The organism is Collinsella sp. TM10-22, from assembly GCF_003466125.1.
GTDB lineage: Bacteria > Actinomycetota > Coriobacteriia > Coriobacteriales > Coriobacteriaceae > Collinsella.
Genome location: NZ_QSOC01000002.1, coordinates 307,751 through 331,570, shown reverse-complemented (window position 1 = coordinate 331,570; position 23,820 = coordinate 307,751). Strand labels below are relative to the sequence as shown.

Annotated in this window: 22 protein-coding genes; 21 read left to right on the top strand and 1 reads right to left on the bottom strand. The window is 60.8% G+C overall.

Annotated features, from left to right (window positions below; all coding sequences use genetic code 11):
- Nucleotide 1: 1 nt before the first annotated feature.
- Entirely contained in the window at nucleotides 2-664 is a 663-nt protein-coding gene (locus DXD94_RS03435; protein ID WP_117743076.1) for a hypothetical protein, read from the bottom strand.
- A gap of 93 nt (nucleotides 665-757) precedes the next feature.
- Between DXD94_RS03435 and DXD94_RS03430 the strand changes: the two genes are divergently transcribed.
- From DXD94_RS03430 to rpmC, 21 genes are all read left to right on the top strand, one after another.
- A complete protein-coding gene (locus DXD94_RS03430; RefSeq protein WP_117763224.1) occupies nucleotides 758-1,894 on the top strand; it encodes a pyridoxal phosphate-dependent aminotransferase in 1,137 nt (378 codons plus the stop codon).
- Between the two features lie 504 nt (nucleotides 1,895-2,398).
- Nucleotides 2,399-2,920, top strand: a complete 522-nt coding sequence (rplJ, locus tag DXD94_RS03425; protein ID WP_089572500.1) for a 50S ribosomal protein L10 — start codon at nucleotides 2,399-2,401, stop codon at nucleotides 2,918-2,920.
- Between the two features lie 102 nt (nucleotides 2,921-3,022).
- Nucleotides 3,023-3,400: a 50S ribosomal protein L7/L12 gene (gene rplL / locus DXD94_RS03420; protein WP_006235005.1), complete on the top strand. Its 378-nt coding sequence runs from the start codon at nucleotides 3,023-3,025 to the stop codon at nucleotides 3,398-3,400.
- A gap of 314 nt (nucleotides 3,401-3,714) precedes the next feature.
- Nucleotides 3,715-4,623 (top strand): UTP--glucose-1-phosphate uridylyltransferase, encoded by a 909-nt coding sequence (locus DXD94_RS03415; protein WP_117734321.1) that lies wholly within the window; start codon nucleotides 3,715-3,717, stop codon nucleotides 4,621-4,623.
- A gap of 307 nt (nucleotides 4,624-4,930) precedes the next feature.
- Nucleotides 4,931-8,422 carry a DNA-directed RNA polymerase subunit beta gene (locus DXD94_RS03410; RefSeq protein WP_199568359.1) on the top strand — a complete coding sequence of 1,164 codons (3,492 nt, stop codon included), beginning with the start codon at nucleotides 4,931-4,933 and terminating at the stop codon, nucleotides 8,420-8,422.
- 6 nt (nucleotides 8,423-8,428) lie between these two features.
- The gene (locus tag DXD94_RS03405; RefSeq protein WP_199568357.1) at nucleotides 8,429-12,904 is read left to right on the top strand and encodes a DNA-directed RNA polymerase subunit beta'; all 4,476 of its coding nucleotides are present in this window, start codon (nucleotides 8,429-8,431) and stop codon (nucleotides 12,902-12,904) included.
- Between the two features lie 438 nt (nucleotides 12,905-13,342).
- Complete coding sequence (rpsL, locus tag DXD94_RS03400; RefSeq protein ID WP_006235012.1) at nucleotides 13,343-13,720, top strand: 30S ribosomal protein S12; 378 nt, start codon at nucleotides 13,343-13,345, stop codon at nucleotides 13,718-13,720.
- A gap of 74 nt (nucleotides 13,721-13,794) precedes the next feature.
- The gene (gene rpsG, locus DXD94_RS03395) at nucleotides 13,795-14,268 is read left to right on the top strand and encodes a 30S ribosomal protein S7 (RefSeq protein WP_006235013.1); all 474 of its coding nucleotides are present in this window, start codon (nucleotides 13,795-13,797) and stop codon (nucleotides 14,266-14,268) included.
- A gap of 20 nt (nucleotides 14,269-14,288) precedes the next feature.
- Nucleotides 14,289-16,388 carry an elongation factor G gene (gene fusA / locus DXD94_RS03390; protein ID WP_117743072.1) on the top strand — a complete coding sequence of 700 codons (2,100 nt, stop codon included), beginning with the start codon at nucleotides 14,289-14,291 and terminating at the stop codon, nucleotides 16,386-16,388.
- A gap of 60 nt (nucleotides 16,389-16,448) precedes the next feature.
- Nucleotides 16,449-16,757: a 30S ribosomal protein S10 gene (rpsJ, locus tag DXD94_RS03385; protein ID WP_022094184.1), complete on the top strand. Its 309-nt coding sequence runs from the start codon at nucleotides 16,449-16,451 to the stop codon at nucleotides 16,755-16,757.
- A 139-nt stretch (nucleotides 16,758-16,896) separates the two neighbouring features.
- Nucleotides 16,897-18,051 (top strand): cation diffusion facilitator family transporter, encoded by a 1,155-nt coding sequence (locus DXD94_RS03380; protein WP_117743071.1) that lies wholly within the window; start codon nucleotides 16,897-16,899, stop codon nucleotides 18,049-18,051.
- Between the two features lie 39 nt (nucleotides 18,052-18,090).
- On the top strand, nucleotides 18,091-18,717 hold the full coding sequence (locus DXD94_RS03375) for a histidine phosphatase family protein (protein ID WP_158564786.1): 627 nt from the start codon (nucleotides 18,091-18,093) through the stop codon (nucleotides 18,715-18,717).
- A gap of 456 nt (nucleotides 18,718-19,173) precedes the next feature.
- Nucleotides 19,174-19,794 carry a 50S ribosomal protein L3 gene (gene rplC, locus DXD94_RS03370; RefSeq protein ID WP_089572481.1) on the top strand — a complete coding sequence of 207 codons (621 nt, stop codon included), beginning with the start codon at nucleotides 19,174-19,176 and terminating at the stop codon, nucleotides 19,792-19,794.
- 46 nt (nucleotides 19,795-19,840) lie between these two features.
- On the top strand, nucleotides 19,841-20,467 hold the full coding sequence (rplD, locus tag DXD94_RS03365; protein WP_006235032.1) for a 50S ribosomal protein L4: 627 nt from the start codon (nucleotides 19,841-19,843) through the stop codon (nucleotides 20,465-20,467).
- Complete coding sequence (gene rplW / locus DXD94_RS03360) at nucleotides 20,468-20,755, top strand: 50S ribosomal protein L23 (RefSeq protein WP_006235033.1); 288 nt, start codon at nucleotides 20,468-20,470, stop codon at nucleotides 20,753-20,755. It begins immediately after the preceding gene.
- Nucleotides 20,756-20,934: 179 nt separating this feature from the next.
- A complete protein-coding gene (gene rplB, locus DXD94_RS03355; protein ID WP_055250219.1) occupies nucleotides 20,935-21,765 on the top strand; it encodes a 50S ribosomal protein L2 in 831 nt (276 codons plus the stop codon).
- A 32-nt stretch (nucleotides 21,766-21,797) separates the two neighbouring features.
- Nucleotides 21,798-22,058: a 30S ribosomal protein S19 gene (gene rpsS, locus DXD94_RS03350; protein ID WP_006235035.1), complete on the top strand. Its 261-nt coding sequence runs from the start codon at nucleotides 21,798-21,800 to the stop codon at nucleotides 22,056-22,058.
- A 14-nt stretch (nucleotides 22,059-22,072) separates the two neighbouring features.
- Entirely contained in the window at nucleotides 22,073-22,444 is a 372-nt protein-coding gene (rplV, locus tag DXD94_RS03345) for a 50S ribosomal protein L22 (protein WP_006235036.1), read from the top strand.
- A 6-nt stretch (nucleotides 22,445-22,450) separates the two neighbouring features.
- Nucleotides 22,451-23,161: a 30S ribosomal protein S3 gene (gene rpsC, locus DXD94_RS03340; protein WP_006235037.1), complete on the top strand. Its 711-nt coding sequence runs from the start codon at nucleotides 22,451-22,453 to the stop codon at nucleotides 23,159-23,161.
- The gene (rplP, locus tag DXD94_RS03335; protein WP_117734329.1) at nucleotides 23,161-23,598 is read left to right on the top strand and encodes a 50S ribosomal protein L16; all 438 of its coding nucleotides are present in this window, start codon (nucleotides 23,161-23,163) and stop codon (nucleotides 23,596-23,598) included. Before rpsC ends, rplP begins: the two co-directional genes overlap by 1 nt.
- Nucleotides 23,598-23,813: a 50S ribosomal protein L29 gene (rpmC, locus tag DXD94_RS03330; protein WP_006235039.1), complete on the top strand. Its 216-nt coding sequence runs from the start codon at nucleotides 23,598-23,600 to the stop codon at nucleotides 23,811-23,813. The genes rplP and rpmC overlap by 1 nt, the downstream gene beginning before the upstream one ends.
- Nucleotides 23,814-23,820 lie beyond the last annotated feature (7 nt).

Genomic DNA, 23,820 nt, shown 5'->3' with positions numbered 1-23,820 from the left:
TTTAGATAGTTGATTGAGCGCGGGTGCCGAGACGTTTGATGATGGCGTGCCAGATTGGCGTGGGCACGGCGGGCTTGGCGAAAACCACGCCATCTGCTGTGACATCCCCGGTGTCGCCGCCGCCGAGTCGTTGGGCGTGCTCAACCGAGCAGCCCATGCGCACGGCGCCTACCAGCTTATCCATCGCTTCGGAAAACGGCCGTCGCAGAAGTCCCATGCGTGGGGAATGGTGAAGCGCCGCGATGCCGCTGCCGGCACAGATGACAACGCCGCCGCACCACGTTAGCCTACGGAGTTCGCAAGCTTGGCGCAGGCACTCGATATACCGGTGCGCCTCCTCGGTGCGCCCACAGGTGGCTTGAACGACGACATAGACGCGCGTTCCCGTATTGCCAAAGCGATCGAGTGCTTGTTGAGCGGCGGATGCCGCCTCATCGTTGGGCTTATCCGTAATCGCGAGCACAATGCCATCGACGGCGGCATCGGCGTCATTCGCCTTCAAGTCGACCGGGCGGGGGAGCGCGGTGCCGGAAAGCCGGGCATAGGCCGCGATGGCATCCTGCAGGTCCCAGAGCAAAAACTCAAGATCGGCGCTATTGGGAATACTGACGTATGCAATCTTCTGCAGTGTTTTGGGCTTATTGCCCTGCGGATCTGTCTCCATGCCGCCTCCTTTCCGGTTCGTTTCCGTTTAGGTTACACCGTCTGGCGGCGCCTCGCCGCGCTATCCTAGTGCAACCCTTACGAAAGGAACGCCATGCGCCTGCCCATGAATACCTCGCTTGCCACGCTCAAGCCTTCCGGCATTCGCCGGATCAACGCGCTCGCCGCTCAGCACCCGGGGTGCATCGCGCTCGCGCTTGGCGAGCCCGATTTTCCCACGCCCGATGTGATCAGCGCCGAGGTGGCCGCCTCGCTGGACCGCGGTGACACACACTATCCGCCCAACAACGGTCGCCCCGCCCTGCGCGAGGCGCTGTCTGCCTACATGGACGACGCGGGTCTTACGTTTTCTGCCGACGAGGTCATCCTGACCGACGGCGCGACCGAGGCCCTGTCGGCAACATTCATGGCTATGCTCAATCCCGGCGACGAGGTCATTATCCCCACGCCGGCCTTTGGCCTGTACGAGAGCATCGTCGTGGCCAACCACGCTAAGGCGATCTTTTTGGATACGGAGCCCGCGCAATTTCAAATTGACGAGGACGCCCTTCGCGCCTGCGTGACACCGGCGACTAAGGCCATCGTCATTTGCTCGCCCAACAATCCCACGGGCTGTATCCTCAACGCGGCTTCGCTCGACGCCGTGGCGCGCGCGGCGGAGCAGACGGGCATCTACGTGGTCTGCGACGACGTATACAACCGCCTGGTCTATGTGGATGGCTACGAGCGGTTTGCCCAGCGACACCCGGAGCTGCGTGATCAGACGGTGGTCATCGAGAGCTTTTCCAAACCCTGGGCCATGACCGGCTGGCGCTTGGGCTGGCTCGCAGCCGCAGCCCCCGTCATCGCCGAGATCGCAAAAGCTCACCAATACTTAGTATCGAGTGCCGTCTCCTTCGAAATGGACGCCGCAGCCAGAGCCCTCACCGTCGACCCAACTCCCATGCTCGAAGTCTACCGAGCCCGCCGCGAGCGCGTACTCGCAGCCTTAGACGCCATGGGCCTCGACGCAGTAGAACCAGCAGGAGCCTTCTACGCCTTCCCCAGCATTAAACAATTCGGCCTAACAAGCGAAGACTTCTGCATCAAAGCCATCGAAGAAGCCAATGTAGCCCTAGTCCCCGGAGACTGCTTCGGCTGCGAAGGCCACATCCGCCTAAGCTACTGCGTAAGCGACGAAAACCTAGACAAAGGCCTAAATCGCCTGTCCACCTTCATTTCGACTTTGTAGTCCTCAGGGATGCAACACATCAGCCCACCGACATAAGGGTTATGCGTGGGGCGCGTCGCTCAACGGACACGAGGATTCGCAGCAAAGGCAACGTAGCTCCGGCCGGGAGGGGCAGGGCGAGTTTTCCGTAGATTCCGCACGAGCCGAAGGCCACTTAATGTGGCCTTCGTGCGAGCCCAGGACTTGACCGAGCGGAAAACTCGCCCTGCCCCTCCCGGCCGGAGCGTATGCAGGGTTTGTGTACGAATCCTCGCGCCCGTTGACCGACGCCGGGGTCCCCGCCATAATACTTTCGGTTCACGCACGAATCCGCTGCCAGAGACAGCCGGTGCAAACGGGCTTCGCCCGCAAGCTTAATGGGACATCCCGCCAGCCGAGGTGGTCGAGTAGATATGTCTTCTCGCCCCCGTCGCTCATGCAGCGCGGGGGCTTTCTTTTTGGACATGCCCCCGTCACGTCCTTGTGGCGGACCGTGCCCGGAAAGAATTCGAGGAGGTGTAATTCATGCCCCAGCAGTACAAAATCGACAAGGTTGCAGAGATCGAGTCCCGTATCGCCGAGAACGCCGGTCTGTTCGTCGTCAACTACAACGGTCTGACGGTTAAGCAGGCTCAGGAGCTGCGTCATCAGCTTCGCGAGTGCGGCGCTGAGATGAAGGTCTACAAGAACAACCTGGTCAAAATCGCTCTCAAGAACCAGGAGCAGCCCGAGCTCGACGAGATTCTCGCCGGCCCCGTCGCTTATGTGTTCTACGAGACCGAGCCGGTCGAGGCCGCTAAGGCCCTCAAGGACTTCTCTGCTAAGTCCAAGGGCGTCCTTGAGATCAAGGGCGGTATCTCCGACGGCAAGGCCGTTTCCGCTGATGATGTTAAGGCTATCGCCGAGCTGCCCACCAAGGATCAGCTTCTCGGCCAGATCGCCGGTCTCATCTCCGGTTTCGCTCGCGACATCGCTGTCTGCGTCAACGGCGTTTCCTCTGGTCTCGCTCGTTCGATCCAGCAGGTTTCCGAGCAGAAGGCAGCCTAGTCGCTGTTTTCACCCGCGGCGGCAACGCCGCACCCCTGGCGCATTCGCGCCGTGTTTTAACTGATCTCCGTGCACAGACACGGAAACCGAAAGGACTTAGAAATGGCTAAGCTTACCACCGATGAGATCATCGATGCTCTTAAGGAAATGACCCTTCTCGAGGCTTCCGAGCTCGTCAAGGCTATCGAGGACACCTTCGGCGTTTCCGCCGCTGCTCCTGCTGCCGTTGTCGCCGCTCCCGCTGCTGGCGCTGCTGAGGCCGAGGAGAAGACCGAGTTTGACGTCGTGCTCGAGGGCTTCGGCGACAACAAGATCCAGGTCATCAAGGCCGTCCGTGAGCTCACCAACCTTGGCCTGAAGGAGGCCAAGGAGGTCGTCGAGGGCGCTCCCAAGGCTGTTCTCGAGGGTGCCAAGAAGGAGGACGCCGAGGCTGCCAAGGAGAAGCTCGAGGCTGCTGGCGCTGCTGTTACCCTCAAGTAATCAGGCTTTCTCGCCAGATTTCTTTGCAGACGGGGTTCGCATTGCGAACCCCGTCTTTTTTGTTTTTCGGTCCCTCGACATCGGTTGCTCAAACTGCCATGTTCTGTGATTTGCGTCGTATCGGGTGCCCTGCCGTTGGGCAATAAAATTGCACCATCCGAGCAATAATTTGCGTTGACCTGCTGAAGAATTGTCTCTGCCTTGTAGTGACATATAGTTCCAGCGGTAAGATGCTTAAGTATCGCAATTTGGTCTGCGGCTGTGTGCCGCACGCATGGGGCGCTTTTGCGCCTGCGAAAGGATCTTTGAATAACATGAAGGCAATCATCCCCGCCGCCGGTCTTGGCACGCGTTTTCTGCCTGGCACTAAGTGCACGCCCAAAGAGATGCTGCCGGTGCTCGACAAGCCCGTCATTCAGTACGTCGTCGAGGAGGCGCTCGAGCCCGAGGAGGTCGACGATGCCATCATCGTTACCTCTCCCGGTAAGCCCGAGCTGCTGAGCTACTTCCAGCCCGATCGCTCGCTCGAGAACCTGCTGCGCGAGCGCGGCAAGAACGCCTATGCCGATGCCGTAGCCCACGCTGGCGGTATGCCGGTCGACTTCCGTTATCAGTACGAGCCCAAGGGCCTCGGTCACGCCATTCGCTCTGCTGCCGACGCCGTGGCGGGGGAGAACTTCCTGGTTCTTCTGGGCGACTACGTTGTGCCTAACCGTGACATCTGCGACAAGATGCTCGCCGTTTCCAAGGAGCACGGTGGCGCTTCGGTTATCGCCGTCGCTGCTTGCTCGCCCGAGGAGGTCAGCCGCTACGGCGTTATCGCCGGTGAGCGCGTCGGTTCGCTCGAGGGTGCCGAGGACGTTGCCGATGCTGAGCCGGGCGCTGTCTGGCGTATCGGCGGTCTGGTCGAGAAGCCCGCTCCCGAGGCTGCTCCGTCCAACCTGTACATCGTCGGTCGCTACCTGCTGAGCCCGCTGGTCATGGACCTGCTTGCCGACCAGCAGGCCGGTAAGGGTGGCGAGATCCAGCTGACCGACGCCATGGCCCGTTCGCTCGACCGCGAGGCCATGTATGCCGTTGTCATCGACCCGCTGTCGGGCTACGACACCGGCACTCCCTCTGGCTGGATGGCCACCAACGCCCTCATGGCAGCAAGCGACCCCCGCTTTGCCGATGCCTTCTGGGACGCCATCGACGAGCGCGGCGGTCTTAAGCGCAACTAGCACGTGCCACGGGTGCGGACTTCGGTTCGCACCCGTTTTTTGTTCGCGGGCCATGTAAGCCGTTGCGGGAGGCCGTCGTTGTCCTGCAGGGGAGTGTGTGTTCACAGAAAATATATGAACGCATGTTCGATACAACACCATCTACCTGCTCGTTTTCTGTTGAAAAACTTTGCTACTCCAAAAACTCAATCGCGTCAAGGCTTTTCTTGCCCAACGGTCGGTACCTGATAAACTATTAGGTTGCGATAACTGGCGAAGCTATGCCTCGCCAACCCACCGAGCATTTCCGTGAAGGAGGAAAAACCTGGTGACCTACGCATACACTGCCACTGAGCGCAAGCGCGTCAGCTTCGGGAAAATCCCGGAGGCCATGGAGCTCCCCAACCTTATCTCTGTTCAAAGGGAATCCTTTGAGCGTTTTAAGGACGAGGGCCTTCGTGAGGCGTTCAAGGAATCCAGCCCCATCCAGAGCCAGAACCATGTTCTCGAGGTTACCTTCGGCGAGCATCAGTTCGGCGATCCCGCGCACACCGTCGAGGAGTGCCGCGAGAAGGACATGACCTATCAGGCTCCGCTTCTGACCGACGTCCGTCTCACCAACAAGGAGACCGGCGAGATCAAGGAGCAGCTCGTCTTTATGGGCGACTTCCCCATGATGACCGATCAGGGCACCTTTATCATCAACGGTACCGAGCGTATCGTCGTCTCGCAGCTCGTCCGCTCCCCGGGCGTGTACTACAGCTCCGAGATGGATTCGGGCAAGCAGATCTACAAGGCCCAGATTATCCCGTCCCGCGGTGCCTGGCTCGAGTTTGAGGTCGACAAGCGCGATCAGCTCATGGTCTCCATCGACCGTAAGCGCAAGCAGAGCGCCACGATGTTCCTACGCGCCCTTGGCATCGCCGTCACCAACGACGATATCATCGAGCTGCTCGGCAACTCCGATGTGATCAAGCGCACCCTCGAGCGCGATACCGCCCTTACCCGCGAGGATGCTCTTATCGAGATCTACCGTCGCCTGCGCCCGGGCGAACCTCCCACCGTGGATGCCTCCCGCAGCCTGCTCGAGGGCCTGCTCTTCAACCCGCAGCGCTACGATCTGGCCCGCGTCGGTCGTTACAAGGTCAACAAGAAGCTCAACCTCACCACCGAGGAAGAGGTCACGGTGCTCACCGACGAGGATATCGTCGCGACGCTGCGCTACCTGCTGTCCCTCGCTGCCGGCGAGCAGGGTTTCAAGGTCGACGACATCGACCACTTTGGCAACCGCCGCATCCGCACCGTCGGCGAGCTTGTCGCCAACCAGTTCCGTATTGGCATGAGCCGTATGGAGCGCGTCGTCCGTGAGCGCATGAGCTCCCAGGACATCGACGAGATCACCCCGCAGTCGCTCATCAACATCCGCCCGATCGTGGCCTCCATCAAAGAGTTCTTCGGTTCCTCGCAGCTCTCGCAGTTCATGGACCAGGCGAACCCCCTGACCGGTCTGACCCACAAGCGCCGTCTGTCCGCACTCGGCCCTGGCGGTCTTGCCGGCCACAAGTCGGGCTCCAGCCGCCGCACCAACGTGCCGACGGCCGTCCGCGACGTTCACAACTCGCACTACAGCCGCATGTGCCCGATCGAGACCCCAGAAGGCCCCAACATCGGCCTGATCGGCTCGCTTGCCCTCTACGCCCGCGTCAACGAGTATGGCTTCATCGAGGCCCCGTTCCGTCGCGTCGAGAACGGCGTTGCCACCGATCAGATCGACTGGATGACCGCTGACGAGGAAGAGAAGCACGTCATCGCGCCGGCCAACACGCCGCTCGATCCCAAGACCAACGAGTTCATCACGACCGATGCCGAGGGCAAGATCGTTCGTCCGCACACCGTGATCGCCCGTACCCGCGACTTCGACGGCTCCTTCGGCGCTCCCGCCGACGTGCCTGTCGAGGACGTCGACTACATGGACGTCTCGCCGCGTCAGATGCTCTCCGTCGCAGCCACGCTGATTCCGTTCCTGGAGCACGACGACGCCAAGCGTACGCTGATGGGCGCTAACATGCAGCGTCAGGCCGTGCCGCTGGTTCACCCTGCCGCTCCCTATGTCGGTACCGGCATGGAGCGTCGCGCCGCCCTGGACTCCGGCGAGGTCACCCTGGCCAAGAACGCCGGCGAGGTCATCTTTGCCGACGCCGCCAAGATCATCGTCAAGCATGCCGGCGGCATGGACGAGTATCACCTGGCCAAGTACCAGCGCTCCAACCAGTCCACCTGCATCAACCACCGTCCGCTCGTGCGTGTCGGTGACACCGTTGAGCAGGGCGAGCCCCTGGCTGACGGTCCTTCGACCGATCATGGCGAGCTCGCACTGGGTCAGAACCTCACTGTGGCCTACATGCCGTGGGAAGGCTTCAACTACGAGGACGGTATCGTCGTGTCCGAGCGCCTGGTGGCCGAGGACCTGCTGACGACCATCAACATCACCCGTCACGAGATCGACGCCCGCGACACCAAGCTCGGCCCCGAGGAGATTACCCGCGAGATTCCGAACCTCTCCGAGGACATGCTTGCCAACCTCGATGAGGACGGCATCATCCGCATCGGCGCCGAGGTCGGCCCTGGCGACATCCTGGTCGGCAAGGTCACGCCTAAGGGCGAGAGCGCTCTGACCGCCGAGGAGCGCCTGCTGCGCGCCATCTTCGGTGCTAAGGCCCACGACGTCCGCGACACCTCCCTCAAGATGCCTCACGGCGCTTACGGCCGCGTCATCGACGTCGTCCGCTTTAGCCGCGAGAACGGCGACGACCTGGCCCCCGGCGTCAACGAGCAGGTGCGCGTCTACGTCGCCCAGCGTCGTAAGATCCAGCAGGGCGATAAGATCGCCGGCCGCCACGGCAACAAGGGTGTTATCTGTAACGTTCTGCCGGTCGAGGACATGCCCTACATGGCTGACGGTACCCCGATCGACGTTATCCTCAACCCGCTGGGCGTTCCTTCGCGTATGAACGTCGGCCAGCTGCTCGAGTGCCACCTTGGCTGGGCTGCTGCCTGCGGTTGGGATACCGAGCAGGCCGACTCCGACAAGTATGTCCCCGGCCCGTTCTTCACCGCGACGCCCGTCTTCGACGGCGCCAAGGAGGACGAGATCGCCGAGGTCATCCGTCGTGCCAACAAGAACATGCTCAACAAGGCCACCGCTGCCTTTGGCGATCACATGCGTCCCGAGTTTGTCACCCAGCTTGACGAGCGCGGCAAGACCCGCCTGTTCGACGGCCGCACCGGCGAGGAGTTCCGCGAGCCCATTACCGTGGGTACGTCCTACATCCTCAAGCTCGGCCACATGGTCGACGACAAGATTCACGCCCGTTCGACAGGCCCTTACAGCCTGGTTACCCAGCAGCCTCTGGGCGGCAAGGCTCAGTTCGGCGGCCAGCGCTTCGGCGAGATGGAAGTTTGGGCACTGTACGCTTACGGTGCTTCCAACGTCCTGCAGGAGATCCTGACCGTCAAATCCGACGATACCGTGGGCCGCGTCAAGACCTACGAGTCCATCGTCAAGGGCGAGAACGTTCCTGTCCCGGGTATCCCCGAGTCCTTCAAGGTTCTCGTTAAGGAGATTCGCTCCCTCGCGCTGGACATCGAGCCCATGCACGATGCCGACGAGGACGCCTCCGCCCCTGTGACCGCCGAGGAGACCTCTGCTCTCGACGACCTGGCTGCGCTCGCTGGCATTGACGCCGACGTCGAGGCCCAGGATGCCGAGACCGCCGAGGCACCCGAGGCCGTCGCCGCCACGACCACTGATAAGGAGTAGTTGACTGTGGCAGATTTCGAAGCTACTGATTTTGACTCGGTAAAGATCTCCCTTGCCTCCGCCGACCAGATCCGTTCCTGGTCGCACGGTGAGGTCAAGAAGCCGGAGACCATCAATTACCGTACCCTCAAGCCCGAGAAGGACGGCCTGTTCTGCGAGAAGATCTTCGGTCCCGCCAAGGACTGGGAGTGCTCCTGTGGCAAGTACAAGGGCATCCGCTTTAAGGGCATCGTCTGCGAGCGCTGCGGCGTCGAGGTCACCTCGGCCAAGGTGCGTCGCGACCGCATGGGCCACATCGAGCTCGCCGCTCCGGTGTCCCACATCTGGTACTTCAAGAGCCCCACGAGCTTCCCGATGAGCCGTATGCTCGACATCAAGTCCAAGGACCTCGAGAAGGTTCTGTACTTTGCCAGCTACATCATCACCGAGGTTGACTACGAGGCTCGCGAGGCCGACGCCGACGACCTGCGCGAGGAGCTCGCTGCCGATCTGGAAGAGATCGATGCCGAGTGCGCCCGCCAGATCGAGTCCCTCAAGGAGCAGGGCGACCCCGAGAACTTTGACGAGTTCTCCGACGAGGAGCCGCTGACCCCCGAGGAGATCGCCTCTGGCATCGTCGACATCGAGGAAGAGTGCAAGGACGAGAAGCAGCTCCGCACAGACGCCTTCAACGCCTTCATGAAGCTCACCGAGCGCGACCTCATCTCCGATGAGCCGCTGTTCCGCGAGATGACCCGCTACTACTCCATGTACTTCAAGGGTGGCATGGGTGCCGAGGCCGTCCGCGACCTGCTCGCTGCCATCGACCTCCCCTCCGAGGCCGAGAAGCTCAAGGCCATCATCGCCGACGAGGACTCCCAGAAGCAGAAGCGCGAGAAGGCCGTCAAGCGCCTCGAGGTCGTTGACGCCTTCCTGAAGGGCGGCAACAGCCCCGCGAACATGATCCTGGACGTCATCCCGGTCATTCCGCCCGATCTGCGCCCGATGGTCCAGCTCGACGGCGGCCGCTTCGCTGCGTCCGACCTCAACGACCTGTATCGTCGCGTGATCAACCGTAACAACCGACTCAAGCGCCTGCTCGACCTGGACGCCCCCGCGATCATCGTGAACAACGAGAAGCGCATGCTCCAGGAGTCCGTGGACGCCCTGTTCGACAACGGCCGTCGTGGTCGCCCGGTCTCTGGCCGTGGCGGTCGCCCGCTCAAGTCGCTCGCCGAGGCCCTCAAGGGCAAGCAGGGTCGTTTCCGTCAGAACCTGCTGGGTAAGCGTGTCGACTACTCCGGCCGTTCGGTTATCGTTACCGACCCCAAGCTGCTGCTGCACCAGTGCGGTCTGCCTAAGACCATGGCGCTGGAGCTCTTCAAGCCCTTCGTAATGAAGCGCCTGGTCGAGCTCGGCAAGGTCGAGAACATCAAGGGCGCCAAGCGCGCCATCGACCGCGGTGCCACCTTTGTGTGGGACATCCTCGAAGAGGTCATCGACGGCCGCGTCGTGCTGCTCAACCGTGCACCGACTCTGCACCGTCTGTCCATCCAGGCCTTTGAGCCGGTGCTGGTCGAGGGCAAGGCTATCCACCTGCACCCGCTGGTCTGCTCGCCCTTCAACGCCGACTTCGACGGCGACCAGATGTCTGTCCACGTGCCGCTGTCCAGCCAGGCTCAGGCCGAGGCTCGCGTGCTCATGCTCTCTGCGAACAACCTGCGCTCGCCGGCATCCGGCAAGCCGGTCAACATTCCCTCGCAGGACATGATCATCGGTGTGTACTACCTCACCCAGGTTCGCGACGGCCTGCCGGGCGAGAACCACGTGTTTTCGAGCTTCGACGACGCGCTGCACGCCTATGACTGCCGCTCCGAGGTCGACATGCAGGCCAAGATTCAGGTCCGCGTGTCCGCCGAGAACGCCAACGTCATCAACGAGGACGGCACCCGTATCTTCCGCGTTAAGAACGGCAAGAACGAGTTCGTCGACTACGACGTCACCGGCAACAAGACCGCGCGCTTCGAGACCTCTATCGGCCGCATCATCTTCAACCGCCAGTGCCTGCCCGAAGACTACGAGTTCATGAACTACAAGATGGTCAAGGGCGATGTGGCCAAGCTGGTTGCGGACTGCTGCGATCGTTACCCCGAGGCCAAGGTCGGCCCGATCCTCGACGCCATCAAGTACTCCGGCTTCCACTACGCTACCCGCGCCGGCCTCACCATCTCGGTGTGGGATGCTCTCATCCCTGCCGAGAAGCAGGAGCTGCTCGACCGCGCCCAGGCCAACGTCGACCAGATCAACGAGTACTTCGAGGAGGGCTTCATCAACGAGACGGAGCGCCACATCGAAGTCGTTAACGAGTGGACCGCTTGTACCGATAAGGTTGCAGCGCTCATGCTCGACATGTTCGACGAGGAGAACCCGCTGTACATGATGGCCGACTCCGGCGCCCGTGGTTCTAAGACCCAGCTGCGTCAGCTCGGCGGCATGCGTGGCCTGATGGCAGACATGTCCGGCGAGACGATCGACCTTCCCATTAAGGCGAACTTCCGCGAGGGTCTGCTGCCGCTCGAGTACTTCATTTCGACCTACGGCGCCCGTAAGGGCCTGGTCGATACCGCATCCCACACCTCGGACTCTGGTTACCTGACCCGTCGTCTGGTCGACGTGGCCCAGGACGTCATCGTCCGCGAGGAGGACTGCGGTACGCACGAGGGCGTCACCTACAACCTCATCATCCCCGGCACCACCGACCTCAACACCGACCTCGTCGGCCGTTGCTTCATTGAGGATGTCGTGGCTCCCGATGGCACCGTGCTCTTTGAGCAGGATGGCTACATCGAGAAGGTCGCCGACATCCAGAAGATGGTCGATGCGGGCCTTAAGAAGGTCAAGCTTCGCGCGCTGCTCACCTGCCGCTCCAAGTACGGCGTGTGCCAGAAGTGCTACGGTTGGGATCTTTCCACCCGTCGTCCGGTCGCCATCGGTACTGCCGTCGGCATTATTGCCGCCCAGTCCATCGGCGAGCCCGGTACGCAGCTTACGATGCGTACCATTCACTCCGGCGGCGTCGCTGGCGTCGACGATATTACGCAGGGTCTGCCTACGGTCAGCCGTATGTTCGATATCGTCGGCAACGTCAACGAGAAGATTCTGGGTCGCGAGGCCGAGCTGGCTCCGTACTCCGGTCACCTCTCGATTAAGCCCGAGAAGTCCGAGTACGTGCTGACGCTCACCGACTCCGAGGATCACACCCGTGTTCTCGACGAGCGTCGCGTCCCCGCTTCGGTGCGCTTCATGCCCGAGATCGAGGACGGCTGCGAGGTTCGCGCCGGCGACCAGATCACCAAGGGCTTCGTCAACTTCCGCAACCTGCGCAAGCTGACCGACATCGAGTCGACGATGCACACCTTCGTCGAGAGCGTCAAGGACGTCTACACCAGCCAGGGCGTCGACCTGAACGACAAGCACATTGAGGTGCTCGCACGTCAGATGCTGCGTCGCGTTCAGATTACCAACCCCGGCGACTCCAAGTACCTGCTTGGTCAGTACGTCGACCGCTATGAGTTCGCCGACGAGGTTGAGCGCGTTGCCCGCCTGGGCGGTCAGGCTCCCGTGGCCGAGCCCGTCATCCTGGGTACGCTCAAGGTCGCGTCCAACATCGACTCCTGGCTGTCGAGCGCTTCGTTCATCCGTACCGCTGGCGTCCTTACCGAGGCTGCCATCGAGGGCAAGGTCGACCACCTGCTCGACCTTAAGTCCAACGTCATCGTCGGTAAGAAGATCCCGGCTGGTACCGGCCTCAAGCCGTACGCCAACGCCAAGCTGACGTATCGCACGGCCGACGGCTACGTGGACATCGACGGCCCGGCTTCGCCCAACGCCAAGTCGCTGCCCGAGTGGGCTCCTGTGGAGCTCAAGGACCTGGACGAGCAGCTCCCGCAGCAGCTCGACTGGGCCGGCTACGATGAGTTCGGTGGTGCTGACGGTTCGTTCACCCGCAACGGCCACACCATCTCCGCCGAGAAGGCTCGCCTGTACCTGTTCGACGACCTGGGCGTGTCGCAGCGCTGGACCAACAAGTTCAGCGAGGTCGGCATCGAGACGGTCGGCGACCTGGTCGGCAAGTCCGAGGAGGATCTGCTGCGCATCGATGGTATCGGTGCCAAGGCGATCGAGGAGCTCCGTGACGGTCTGGAGGCCCACGACCTGCTCTACATCCTCGAGAACAACGACGACGTCGCCGACGAGGAAGACCTCTCGCAGCTGCTGCAGATGGTCTTTAGCCCCGACGGTCCGGACGACATCCTGCTGGGCACCTCCGCTCCGACGCATCACGCCGACGACGAGGAGGAGCTCCTGGGCGCTCCGATCGACGACAAGAAGGCTCCCGCCAACGGTGCCATCAACGAGGACATGGCTTCCCTCGACGAGCTGCTCAACCAGCTCGTAGACACCGATGACGCCGAAGAGGCCAAGGACAACGACGAGGAGTAATTTCCTAGTACGTTAACCGCCCTTCCAAAGACCCGCTTCCCAACAGGGGAGCGGGTCTTTTTTGGTGAGGAACGTTGCCCCGACGAGCACGTCGGATTCCCGGAACGGGCGGCCCGCTGTTTAAGTTTGTCGCGAGTTCCGCACGCAAAGGAAAGCACTTAATGTGCTTTCCGTCTTGCGCAGGACTGTAGAGCAGCAAACTTAAACAGCGGGCCGCCCGGACCGGGAGTCCACCCCCGCGCACAGGAGGGGATTCCGTTTGTGTAGGCTTTGCGGAAATGTGCCAATTTTGGGATACGCCCGGCGGCGTGGTCTGTTGACGGCACAGCTAACGCCACGTATCCTATCGAACTGCGTGTTTCGTAGGGGGATGCTGACCCCTCGATTCAAGCCGTTGCACTTTACAGAAAGCTGGAATCATTCGAGAAGGAGTACGCTTTGCCTACTATTAACCAGCTGGTTCGCCAGGGCCGCCGTTCCGTGCCCAAGAAGTCCAAGAACGCTGCTCTGCAGCACAACTCCCAGAAGCGTGGCGTGTGCACCCGCGTCTTCACCACGAGCCCCAAGAAGCCGAACTCGGCTCTTCGTAAGGTTGCCCGTGTTCGCCTCGTCAACGGCATCGAAGTTACCGCTTACATCCCGGGTGAGGGCCACAACCTGCAGGAGCACTCCATCGTGCTCGTCCGTGGCGGTCGTGTCCGTGACCTCCCTGGTGTCCGTTATCACGTCATCCGTGGCGCCTATGACGCTGCTCCGGTCCAGAACCGTATGCAGGCCCGTTCCAAGTACGGTGCTAAGCGCCCCAAGGCCAAATAAGCCAGATAACGTTTTGATACTTTCGCCGTGTGCCGTCTTGAGCGCCGCACGGTAGACACTTAAGGAGATTTCACATGCCGCGTCGTGCAGCAGCTAATCGTCGTGAGGTTCAGCCTGACGCCGTTTACAACAACCGCCTGGTGACTCAGCTCATCAACAAGGTCCTTCTTGACGGCAAGAAGGCCACCGCTGAGCGCATCGTTTACACCGCTTTCGAGATCGTTGCCGAGAAGTCCGAGGGCGGCGACGCTCTCGCTACCTTCAAGAAGGCTATGGACAACGTCAAGCCCACGCTCGAGGTTAAGCCCAAGCGTGTCGGTGGCGCTACCTATCAGGTCCCGATGGAGGTCAACTCCCGTCGTTCCACCGCTCTGGGTATCCGCTGGATCGTCAACTTCTCCCGCGCTCGCAAGGAGAAGACCATGGCCGAGCGTCTCGCTAACGAGATCCTCGACGCCTCCAACGGCCTGGGTGCTTCCGTCAAGAAGCGTGAGGACGTCTTCAAGATGGCCGAGGCCAACCGTGCGTTCTCTCACTATCGTTGGTAAGTTTAAGGTAAGGAACTAACATGGCTAAGCCTAAGTACAAGCTTTCCGATACCCGTAACATCGGCATCATGGCTCACATCGATGCTGGTAAGACCACCACGACCGAGCGTATTCTTTACTACACCGGTAAGACCCACAAGATCGGTGAGGTCCATGAGGGCGCTGCCACCATGGACTGGATGGTTCAGGAGCAGGAGCGCGGCGTAACCATTACCTCCGCTGCTACTACGTGCTTCTGGAACAAGGACGGTAAGGACTACCGCATCCAGATCATCGACACCCCGGGCCACGTTGACTTCACCGCCGAGGTCGAGCGCTGCCTGCGCGTCCTCGATGGCGCTGTCGCCGTCTTCGACGCCGTTGCCGGCGTTCAGCCCCAGTCTGAGACCGTTTGGCGTCAGGCTTCTACCTTCAACGTCCCCCGCATCGCCTTCATCAACAAGTATGACCGCGTGGGCGCTGACTTCTTCAACGCTATCGAGACCATGAAGGATCGTCTCGACGCTAACGCCGTGGCCGCTCAGGTCCCGATGGGCGCCGAGGACAACTTCTGGGGCGTCATCGACCTCGTCACCATGACCGCTTGGGACTTTAAGGCCGACGAGAAGGGCATGACCTACCCCGAGCCGATGGACGAGATCCCGGCTGAGTTCGCTGACATCGTTGCCACCAAGCGCGAGGAGCTCCTCGACGCCGCTGCCAGCTTTGATGACGAGCTCATGGAGAAGATCCTCATGGAGGAGGACTTCACCGTCGAGGAGCTCAAGGCCGCTCTGCGCAAGGGCGTTCTGGCCAACGAGCTCAACCTCGTCTTCGTGGGTTCCGCCTACAAGAACAAGGGCGTTCAGGAGCTGCTCGACGCTGTTGTCGACTACCTGCCCAGCCCGCTCGACGTCAAGGCCGTCACCGGTACCGATCCGGACACCGGCGAGGAGATCGAGCGTCATCCTGACTTCGACGAGCCCTTCTCCGGCCTGGTCTTCAAGATCATGACCGACCCGTTCGTCGGTAAGCTCACCTACGTCCGCGTTTACTCCGGTCGTGCCGAGTCCGGCTCCTACGTTGTCAACGCTTCCAACGGTCAGCGCGAGCGCCTCGGCCGCATCCTCGAGATGAACGCCGCCGAGCGTATCGACCGTGATGACGCTGCTGCCGGCGACATCGTCGCTTGCGTCGGCTTCAAGAACTCCACCACCGGTGACACCTTGTGCACCGAGGGCAAGGAGATCGTCCTCGAGAAGATCGAGTTCGCTAAGCCCGTTATCGACGTTGCCATTGAGCCCAAGACCAAGGCCGAGCAGGACAAGATGTCCCTGGCTCTGACCAAGCTCGCCGAGGAGGACCCGACCTTTACGGTGTCCACCAACCACGAGACCGGCCAGACCATCATCGCCGGCATGGGCGAGCTGCACCTCGAGATCATCGTCGACCGTCTGCTCCGCGAGTTTAAGGTTGACGCTAACGTCGGTAAGCCCCAGGTTGCCTACCGCGAGACCGCTGGTCACGACGTCGAGAAGGCTGAGGGCAAGTTCGTCCGTCAGTCCGGCGGTCGCGGTCAGTACGGCCACGCCGTCATCAAGCTCGAGAAGATGGAGGAGGGCTTCGGCTACGAGTTCGTCAACGCTATCGTCGGCGGCGTCGTGCCCAAGGAGTACATCCCGTCCATCGACAAGGGCATCCAGGAGGCCCTGAACACCGGTGTTATCGCCGGCTTCCCGGTCCTCGACGTTAAGGTCACCCTGTTCGACGGTTCTTACCACGAGGTCGACTCCTCCGAGGCCGCCTTCAAGATCGCCGGTTCCATGGCTATCAAGGACGCTCTCAAGAAGTCTGACCCGCAGCTGCTCGAGCCGATCATGGCTGTTGAGGTCGAGACCCCCGAGCAGTACATGGGCGACGTTATGGGCAACCTCTCCGGTCGCCGCGGCAAGATCGAGGGCATGGAAGATCGCAAGAACAGCAAGCTCATCCGTGCCAAGGTGCCGCTGGGCGAGATGTTCGGTTACGCTACCGACCTTCGCTCCCAGACCCAGGGCCGTGCATCCTACACGATGCAGTTCGACTCTTATGAGCCCGCGCCCAAGTCCATCGTGGACGAGGTCATGAGCAAGAACGCCTAAGTTCGAGCTCCCTGTTACGTAATCCGCGAGAACATCTCTCGCACTCTTTGGAGGTTTAAGTTGGCTACCCAGAAGATCCGCATTCGCCTCAAGGGCTATGATCACGAGGTCGTCGATCAGTCCGCGAAGCTCATCGTCGAGACCGCTCAGAAGACCGGTGCTCGCGTTTCCGGTCCTGTCCCCCTGCCCACCGAGCGCAACCTGTACACGGTCATCCGCTCGCCGCACGTGAACAAGGACTCCCGTGAGCAGTTCGAGATGCGCACCCACAAGCGCCTCATCGACATCCTCGACCCCACCTCGGGCACCGTTGATTCGCTCATGCGTCTCGACCTTCCCGCTGGTGTCGATATCGACATCAAGCTCTAAGCTTTTTGCTCGATCGCACGATTGATAAGGCCGCAGCCCTTTGGGTTGCGGCCTTTTTGTATCGATGCTGTAAAGGGTCTACACTACTGAGCTATTCGACAAACGGGTGTATGAGTAACGCTGTTGGGGGCAGGTAAAGATGGTCGAGTGGATTGTTAAACGAGCACAAGGTGACCGTGCGCGCGTGGGCACGTTGACGGGCGTGGTGTGTATTATCGCCAATGTGGCACTTTGCGCTGCAAAGGGCGTAATTGGCGTGCTGTCGGGGTCGGTTTCAATCGTGGCGGACGCCATGAACAACCTGTCCGACGCCAGCTCAAACATCGTGAGCGTGCTTGGCTTTAAGCTGGCGAGTAAGCCGGCGGACCCTGAGCATCCTTACGGACATGGACGCTACGAGTATCTCTCGGGCCTGGTCGTGGCGGCGCTCGTGCTGCTCATCGGCCTTGAGCTAATCAAATCCTCGGTTGAACGCATCATCCATCCCGAGCCAGTTGAGTTCTCGCTTGCCCTGGTTGCGGTCCTGCTGCTTTCGATGGTCATTAAGCTGTGGATGGCGGCCCTCAACCAAAAGCTCGGCGACCGTATTGAGTCCGAGACGCTGCATGCGACGGCTCAGGATTCCAAGAACGATGTTCTTGCCACGGGTGCTGTGCTGGCATGTGCGATTGTTTCTCAGGTGACGTATGTCAATCTTGATGCCTGGGTCGGCCTTGCCGTTGGCGCCTATATTGGCTGGAGCGGCTTTGAGCTTATCCAAGATACGGTGAGCCCGCTTTTGGGCCAGGCACCAGACCCCAAACTGGTCAAGCATATCCGTGGCAAGATCATGAGTTATCCCGGTGTTTTGGGCGTGCATGACCTGATGGTTCACGATTACGGTCCGGGCAGGAAGTTTGCGAGCGCCCACGCCGAGATGGCAGCTGAGGTCAGTCCACTAGAGAGCCATGACACGCTCGATAACATCGAACAGTCGTTTAAGGACGAAGACGGCATGATCGTCACGCTCCATTACGACCCCATCGTGACCGACGACCCCAAGGTGGCGAGCATGCGTTTGTGCATTAACGCTATGGCTCAACAGATCGATAGCCGCCTTTCGATTCACGACTTGCGCTGCGTGCCGGGCCCTACGCACACCAACGTGATCTTTGACTGCGTGCGTCCCTCGGATCTGCAGATGAGTGCCGAAGACGTAAAGCACACGCTGGCCCAGAGGGTCGAATCCGAATATCCTAAGTCGATTGCCAAGATTACGATTGACGAAGACTACGTAGGCCATGCCCACGAGTAGGGCTGTGTCGGCAAAGTAATGTATGCAGAAGGGGAGAACATGAAGAGGCTGTATCTGCTCCGCCATGGCCAGACGGAATTCAACGTCAAAAAGCTGGTCCAGGGCCGCTGTGATTCACCGTTGACCGACCTAGGCCGCAAACAAGCGGGAATGGCGGCCGCATGGCTCAAGGGCCACGACGTCGTCCCCGACAAAGTGGTCTCATCGCCCTTAGGCCGAGCCATGGACACGGCAAGTCTCATCGCAACCGAACTCCTCGGCCCGGACGCAGCCGTCGAACCCTGCGAAGGCATCATCGAGCGCAGCTACGGTACCTTCGAAGAAGGCCCCCACGACGCCCTGCCCATCGACGTCTGGGATCCGGGCGAGGATTTGGTCCCCTTTGGAGGAGAGGGAAGCAAAGCGTTGCAAGAACGCATGGTAGCCACCCTCACCAATCTCATAAGCGCCGAGGATATCGAGACCCTCCTAGCAGTAAGCCACGGCAGCGCCAGCCGCCAATTCATCAAGGCCGCAGCCCCAGAGGGCTTTGAGCTCCCAGCAAAACTCCCCAACTGTGCCATCATGATCTTCGATTTCGATGAGGCGAAGCCACAAGTAGAAGGCGAGCCAATGCAATGTAAGTTCACCCTCCAGCAAATAGTGGACCCCCAACAAGGTAATTAGCTGAGCGAGCAGGGTTAAGCAGACATCAACGTGTCGTCTCCCGAGCTTTGGCGGAGGGGCGGGCCCGAGACTAATTAAGGTTGTCGCGAGTTCCGCACGAACAGGAGAGCACTTAATGTGCTCTCCGTCGTGAGCAGGACTGTAGAGCAGCAACCTTAATTAGTCTCGGGCCCGCCCCTCCGCCAAAGCCCAGGCGACTCCACGCACTTTACCTGCGTAAACAATGTGAGTGAAATATGAATCTCGATGGATACGCCCGCAGCCGTGTATACTAAACAGCTGTGTGAAACCAGGGGAGTATTCTGGCTGGACAAAATGCCTGCTTAATAGGGTTGTCAGGTAGTTCGGGCACAATACAAGGCTGGGGAGCACGTCGTGTAAGTAGTGGTCCTCTAGGGGCGTACGCTCGGTGGTGTACGCATTGTCCCAAGACCACGCGAGAGTTGGGATCATATCTTGATCAGCATGATTCTCGGCCGCAAGATTGGCATGACCCAGGTTTGGGACGAGAACGACAACGTCGTTCCCGTCACGGTCATCCAGGCTGGCCCCTGCGCTGTCTCGCAGGTTAAAACTCAGGCAACCGACGGCTATGACGCCGTCCAGATCGGTTTCGGCGACATCAAGGCCAAGAACGTGAACAAGCCCATGGCTGGTCACTTCGCCAAGGCTGGCGTCGAGCCTGTCCGCTTCCTTCGTGAGGTCCGCGTCGAGAACGGCGAGGAGCACAAGGTCGGCGAGGTCGTTACCGTCGCTGATTTCGCTGATGTCGAGAAGGTCGACGTCATCGGCACCTCCAAGGGTAAGGGCTTCCAGGGTCGCATCAAGCGCTGGGGTCAGCGCCGCGGTCCTATGACGCATGGTTCTCACTTCCAGCGTCACCCCGGTTCTATCGGTCAGTGCGCCTATCCTGCGCGCGTCCTCAAGGGCGTCAAGATGGCCGGTCACATGGGTAACGAGCGCGTTACCGTCAAGAACCTTTCCGTTGTCCGCATCGATGCCGAGCAGAACCTCATCTTGGTCAAGGGCGCTGTCCCGGGTGCCAAGAATGGTCTCGTCGCCATCCGTATGGCCTAAGGGCCCAGCCCATTTAGCCCAGCGTCATACCAAGGAGAACACTTAAATGGCAAAGTTTGAAGTAAAGAACAGCGAGGGCAAGAAGGTCGCCGAGGCCGAGCTCGCCGCTGAGGTGTACGGCATCGAGCCGAACATCCACGTTATGCACCACATCGTCAAGTGCCAGATGGCCTCTTGGCGTCAGGGCACCCAGTCTGCTAAGGGTCGCTCTGAGGTTTCCGGTGGCGGCAAGAAGCCTTGGCGTCAGAAGGGTACTGGCCGTGCCCGCCAGGGTTCCATCCGTGCTGCCCAGTGGCGTCACGGTGGCGTCGTCTTCGCCCCCAAGCCCCGTTCCTACGCTAAGCGTATGAACAACAAGGAGGTCAAGCTGGCTATGCGCTCCGCGCTGTCCGCCAAGCTGGCCGATGGCGAGCTCGTGCTCGTCGACGACTACGGCTTCGAGAAGCCTTCCACCAAGGCTGCCGTCGCCATGCTCAAGGCTCTCGGCCTTGAGGGCAAGCGTCTGACCATCATCGTTCGCGATGAGGACGTCAACGCCTACCTGTCGTTCCGCAACATTCCCAAGACGTTCATCATCACCGCCGACGAGGCCAACACCTACGACCTCGTCAACAACAACGCCGTGCTGATGCCCGCCGACATCGCCGCTCACTTCGGGGAGGTGCTTGCATAAATGACCGCCCACGAGATCATCATCCGTCCGATCGTGTCCGAGCGTTCCTTCTCCGGCATGGAGCAGAACAAGTACACGTTCGAGGTCGCCAAGGATGCTAACAAGTATCAGATCAAGGACGCTGTCGAGGAGATCTTCGGCGTCAAGGTCGTTCGCGTGAACACCCTGACGGTCAAGCCCAAGACCAAGCGCGTGCGCTATGTCGCCGGCAAGACCCGTTCTTGGAAGAAGGCCATCGTCACGCTGGCCGAGGGCGACACCATCGAGGTCTTTGGCAACCAGGCCTAAGACTCGCTGCTGTTGAGTGAGCTCATGCCTCCCAAATAGGGGAGGCGAGAGCTCAAGGTTTTGGGAGTATAAAATGGACACGCCCGGAACCGTGTATACGTCCGGTGTCATCGCACCCGAGGCAGAACCTCGAATCCCTGTCTGCGATGGCTAACGGATTCCTATTGAAAGGGATTGTAATGGCTGTAAAGCACCTTAAGCCGACCTCCGCTGGTAGGCGTTGGCAGACGATCTCCGACTTCTCCGAGATCACCTGCACCAAGCCCGAGAAGTCTCTTCTCGAGCCCCTGCCCAAGAAGGCCGGTCGTAACAACAACGGTCGCATCACCACCCGCCACCAGGGCGGCGGCGTGAAGCGTCGTTACCGCGTGATCGACTTCAAGCGCAACAAGGACGGCGTGCCCGCCAAGGTTGCCACGATCGAGTACGATCCGAACCGTTCCGCTCGCATCGCTCTGCTGCACTACGCTGACGGTGAGAAGCGCTACATCCTGGCCCCCAAGGGCCTCGAGGTCGGTCAGACCATCATGTCCGGTTCTGACGCCGACATCAAGCCGGGCAACGCTCTGCCCCTCGCCGACATCCCCGTCGGTACGCTCATCCACGCCGTCGAGTTCCAGCCGGGCAAGGGCGCTGCTATCGCCCGTTCCGCCGGTAACTCCTGTCAGCTGATGGGTAAGGAGGGCAAGTACGCTATCGTCCGTATGCCTTCCTCCGAGATGCGCCGCATCCTCGTTACCTGCCGCGCCACCGTCGGTGAGGTCGGCAACGCCGATCACGCCAACATCGTCATCGGCAAGGCCGGCCGTAAGCGTCACATGAACGTGCGCCCGACCGTCCGCGGTACCGTCATGAACCCTGTCGACCACCCGCACGGCGGTGGCGAGGGCAAGAACCACACCTCTGGTCGTCCCTCTGTTACCCCCTGGGGTAAGCCGACGAAGGGCCTTCGTACGCGCAAGAAGAAGAAGGTCTCGAACCAGCACATCATTCGTCGCCGTAAGAAGTAATTTCGGATACCGAGTTTTAGGAGAAAGCACTTATGAGCAGAAGTCTCAAAAAGGGCCCGTTCGTGGAGACTCGCCTTCTCTCGCGTATCACCGCGATGAACGAGGCTGGCAAGAAGGACGTCGTGAAGACCTGGTCCCGCGCGTCCACCATCTTCCCCGAGATGGTTGGTCACACCATCGCCGTCCACGACGGCCGCAAGCATGTGCCCGTGTATGTTACCGAGTCCATGGTTGGTCACAAGCTCGGCGAGTTCGCGCCGACTCGTACGTTCCGTGGCCACAAGGCCAAATAGGGGGTTAACCGTAAATGGCAACTAAGTCTATTGAAACTGAGGCCACCGAGGTTCGCGCCGTCGCTAAGTACGTGCGTGTTTCCCCCAGCAAGGCCCGCCTGGTGGTCGATTTGATCCGCCGCAAGCCTGTCGCTCAGGCCTTCGACATCCTCCACTTCTGCGACCGCGCCGTCGCCGTGGATGTCGAGAAGGTTCTCCGTTCCGCCGTTGCGAACGCCGAGAACAACAACGGTCTGCGTGCCGACAACCTGGTTGTCGCCGCTGCCTATGTTGACGAGGGTCCGACGCTTAAGCGCATCCGTCCCCGCGCCAAGGGTTCCGCTTCTCGTATTCTGAAGCGTACTTCCCACATCACCGTCGTCGTTGCTCCTCGAAAGGAGGCGTAAAGCTGTATGGGTCAGAAAGTCTACCCCACCGGCTTCCGTCTTGGCATTACCGAGAACTGGCGCTCCCGCTGGTTCGCAGAGAAGGATTACGCTAAGACCCTCGGTAACGATCTCGAGATCCGCAAGTACCTCGAGAAGCGTCTTTCCCGCGCAGCTGTCTCCCGCGTCGAGATCGAGCGCGCTGGCGACAAGGTGAAGGTCATCATCCTCACCGCTCGCCCCGGCGTTGTCATCGGTAAGAAGGGTGCCGAGATCGATACCCTCCGCACCGAGCTCGAGAAGGTCGCTGGCGTCTCCAAGGGCCAGCTCTCCGTCGACGTTGTCGAGATCAAGCGCCCCGAGCTCGACGCCAACCTCGTTGCTCAGTCTATCGCCGAGCAGCTCGAGGGCCGCGTTGCCTTCCGTCGCGCTATGCGCAAGGCTGTCCAGTCCGCGCGCAAGGCCGGCGCCAAGGGCATCCGTATCCAGTGCTCCGGTCGTCTCGGCGGTGCCGAGATGGGTCGTCGTGAGTGGTACCGTGAGGGTCGCGTGCCTCTGCACACCCTCCGTGCCAAGATTGACTACGGCACGGCTGTCGCCAGCACCACCATGGGCGCTTGCGGCGTGAAGGTCTGGATCTACCTGGGCGAGAAGCTCCCGGGCCAGCCTGTTCCCAACCCTGCACTCGAGGGCTCTTCCCGTCCTCGTCGTCGTAACTCCGAGAGGAGGGGTCAGTAGTGCTTGCCCCTAAGCGTATTCTTCACCGCAAGGTGCAGCGTGGCTCCATGAAGGGCCAGGCCAAGGGTAATACCGAGCTGCATTTCGGCGAGTTTGGTATCCAGGCTCTCGAGGCCCATTGGATTACCAACCGTCAGATCGAGGCCGCTCGTATTGCCATGACCCGCTACATGAAGCGTGGCGGTCGTGTCTACATCACGATCTTCCCCGATAAGCCCATCACCAAGAAGCCTGCGGAGACCCGCATGGGCTCCGGTAAGGGTAACCCCGAGGAGTGGGTGGCCGTCGTCAAGCCCGGCCGCATTATGTTCGAGGTCAAGGGCGTGCCCGAGGAGGTCGCTCGCGAGGCCCTGCGTCTGGCGCAGCACAAGCTCCCCATCAAGACCAAGATCGTCGCTAAGCCTGCCGCTAAAGAGACGGCCGAGGAGGAGAACTAATGAAGCCCGCAGAGATTCGTGAGCTCTCGGACGCTCAGCTCGTTGAGAAGCTGAAGGAAATGCGCGCCGAGCTCTTTAACCTTCGTTTCCAGATGGCCACCAGCCAGCTGGACAACACCGCTCGCGTTAACACCGTGAAGAAGGACATTGCTCGTGTCCTCACGGAGCAGCGTGCCCGCGAGATCGCAGCGGAGAAGTCCGCTGTCGCCGAGTAGGACCTAA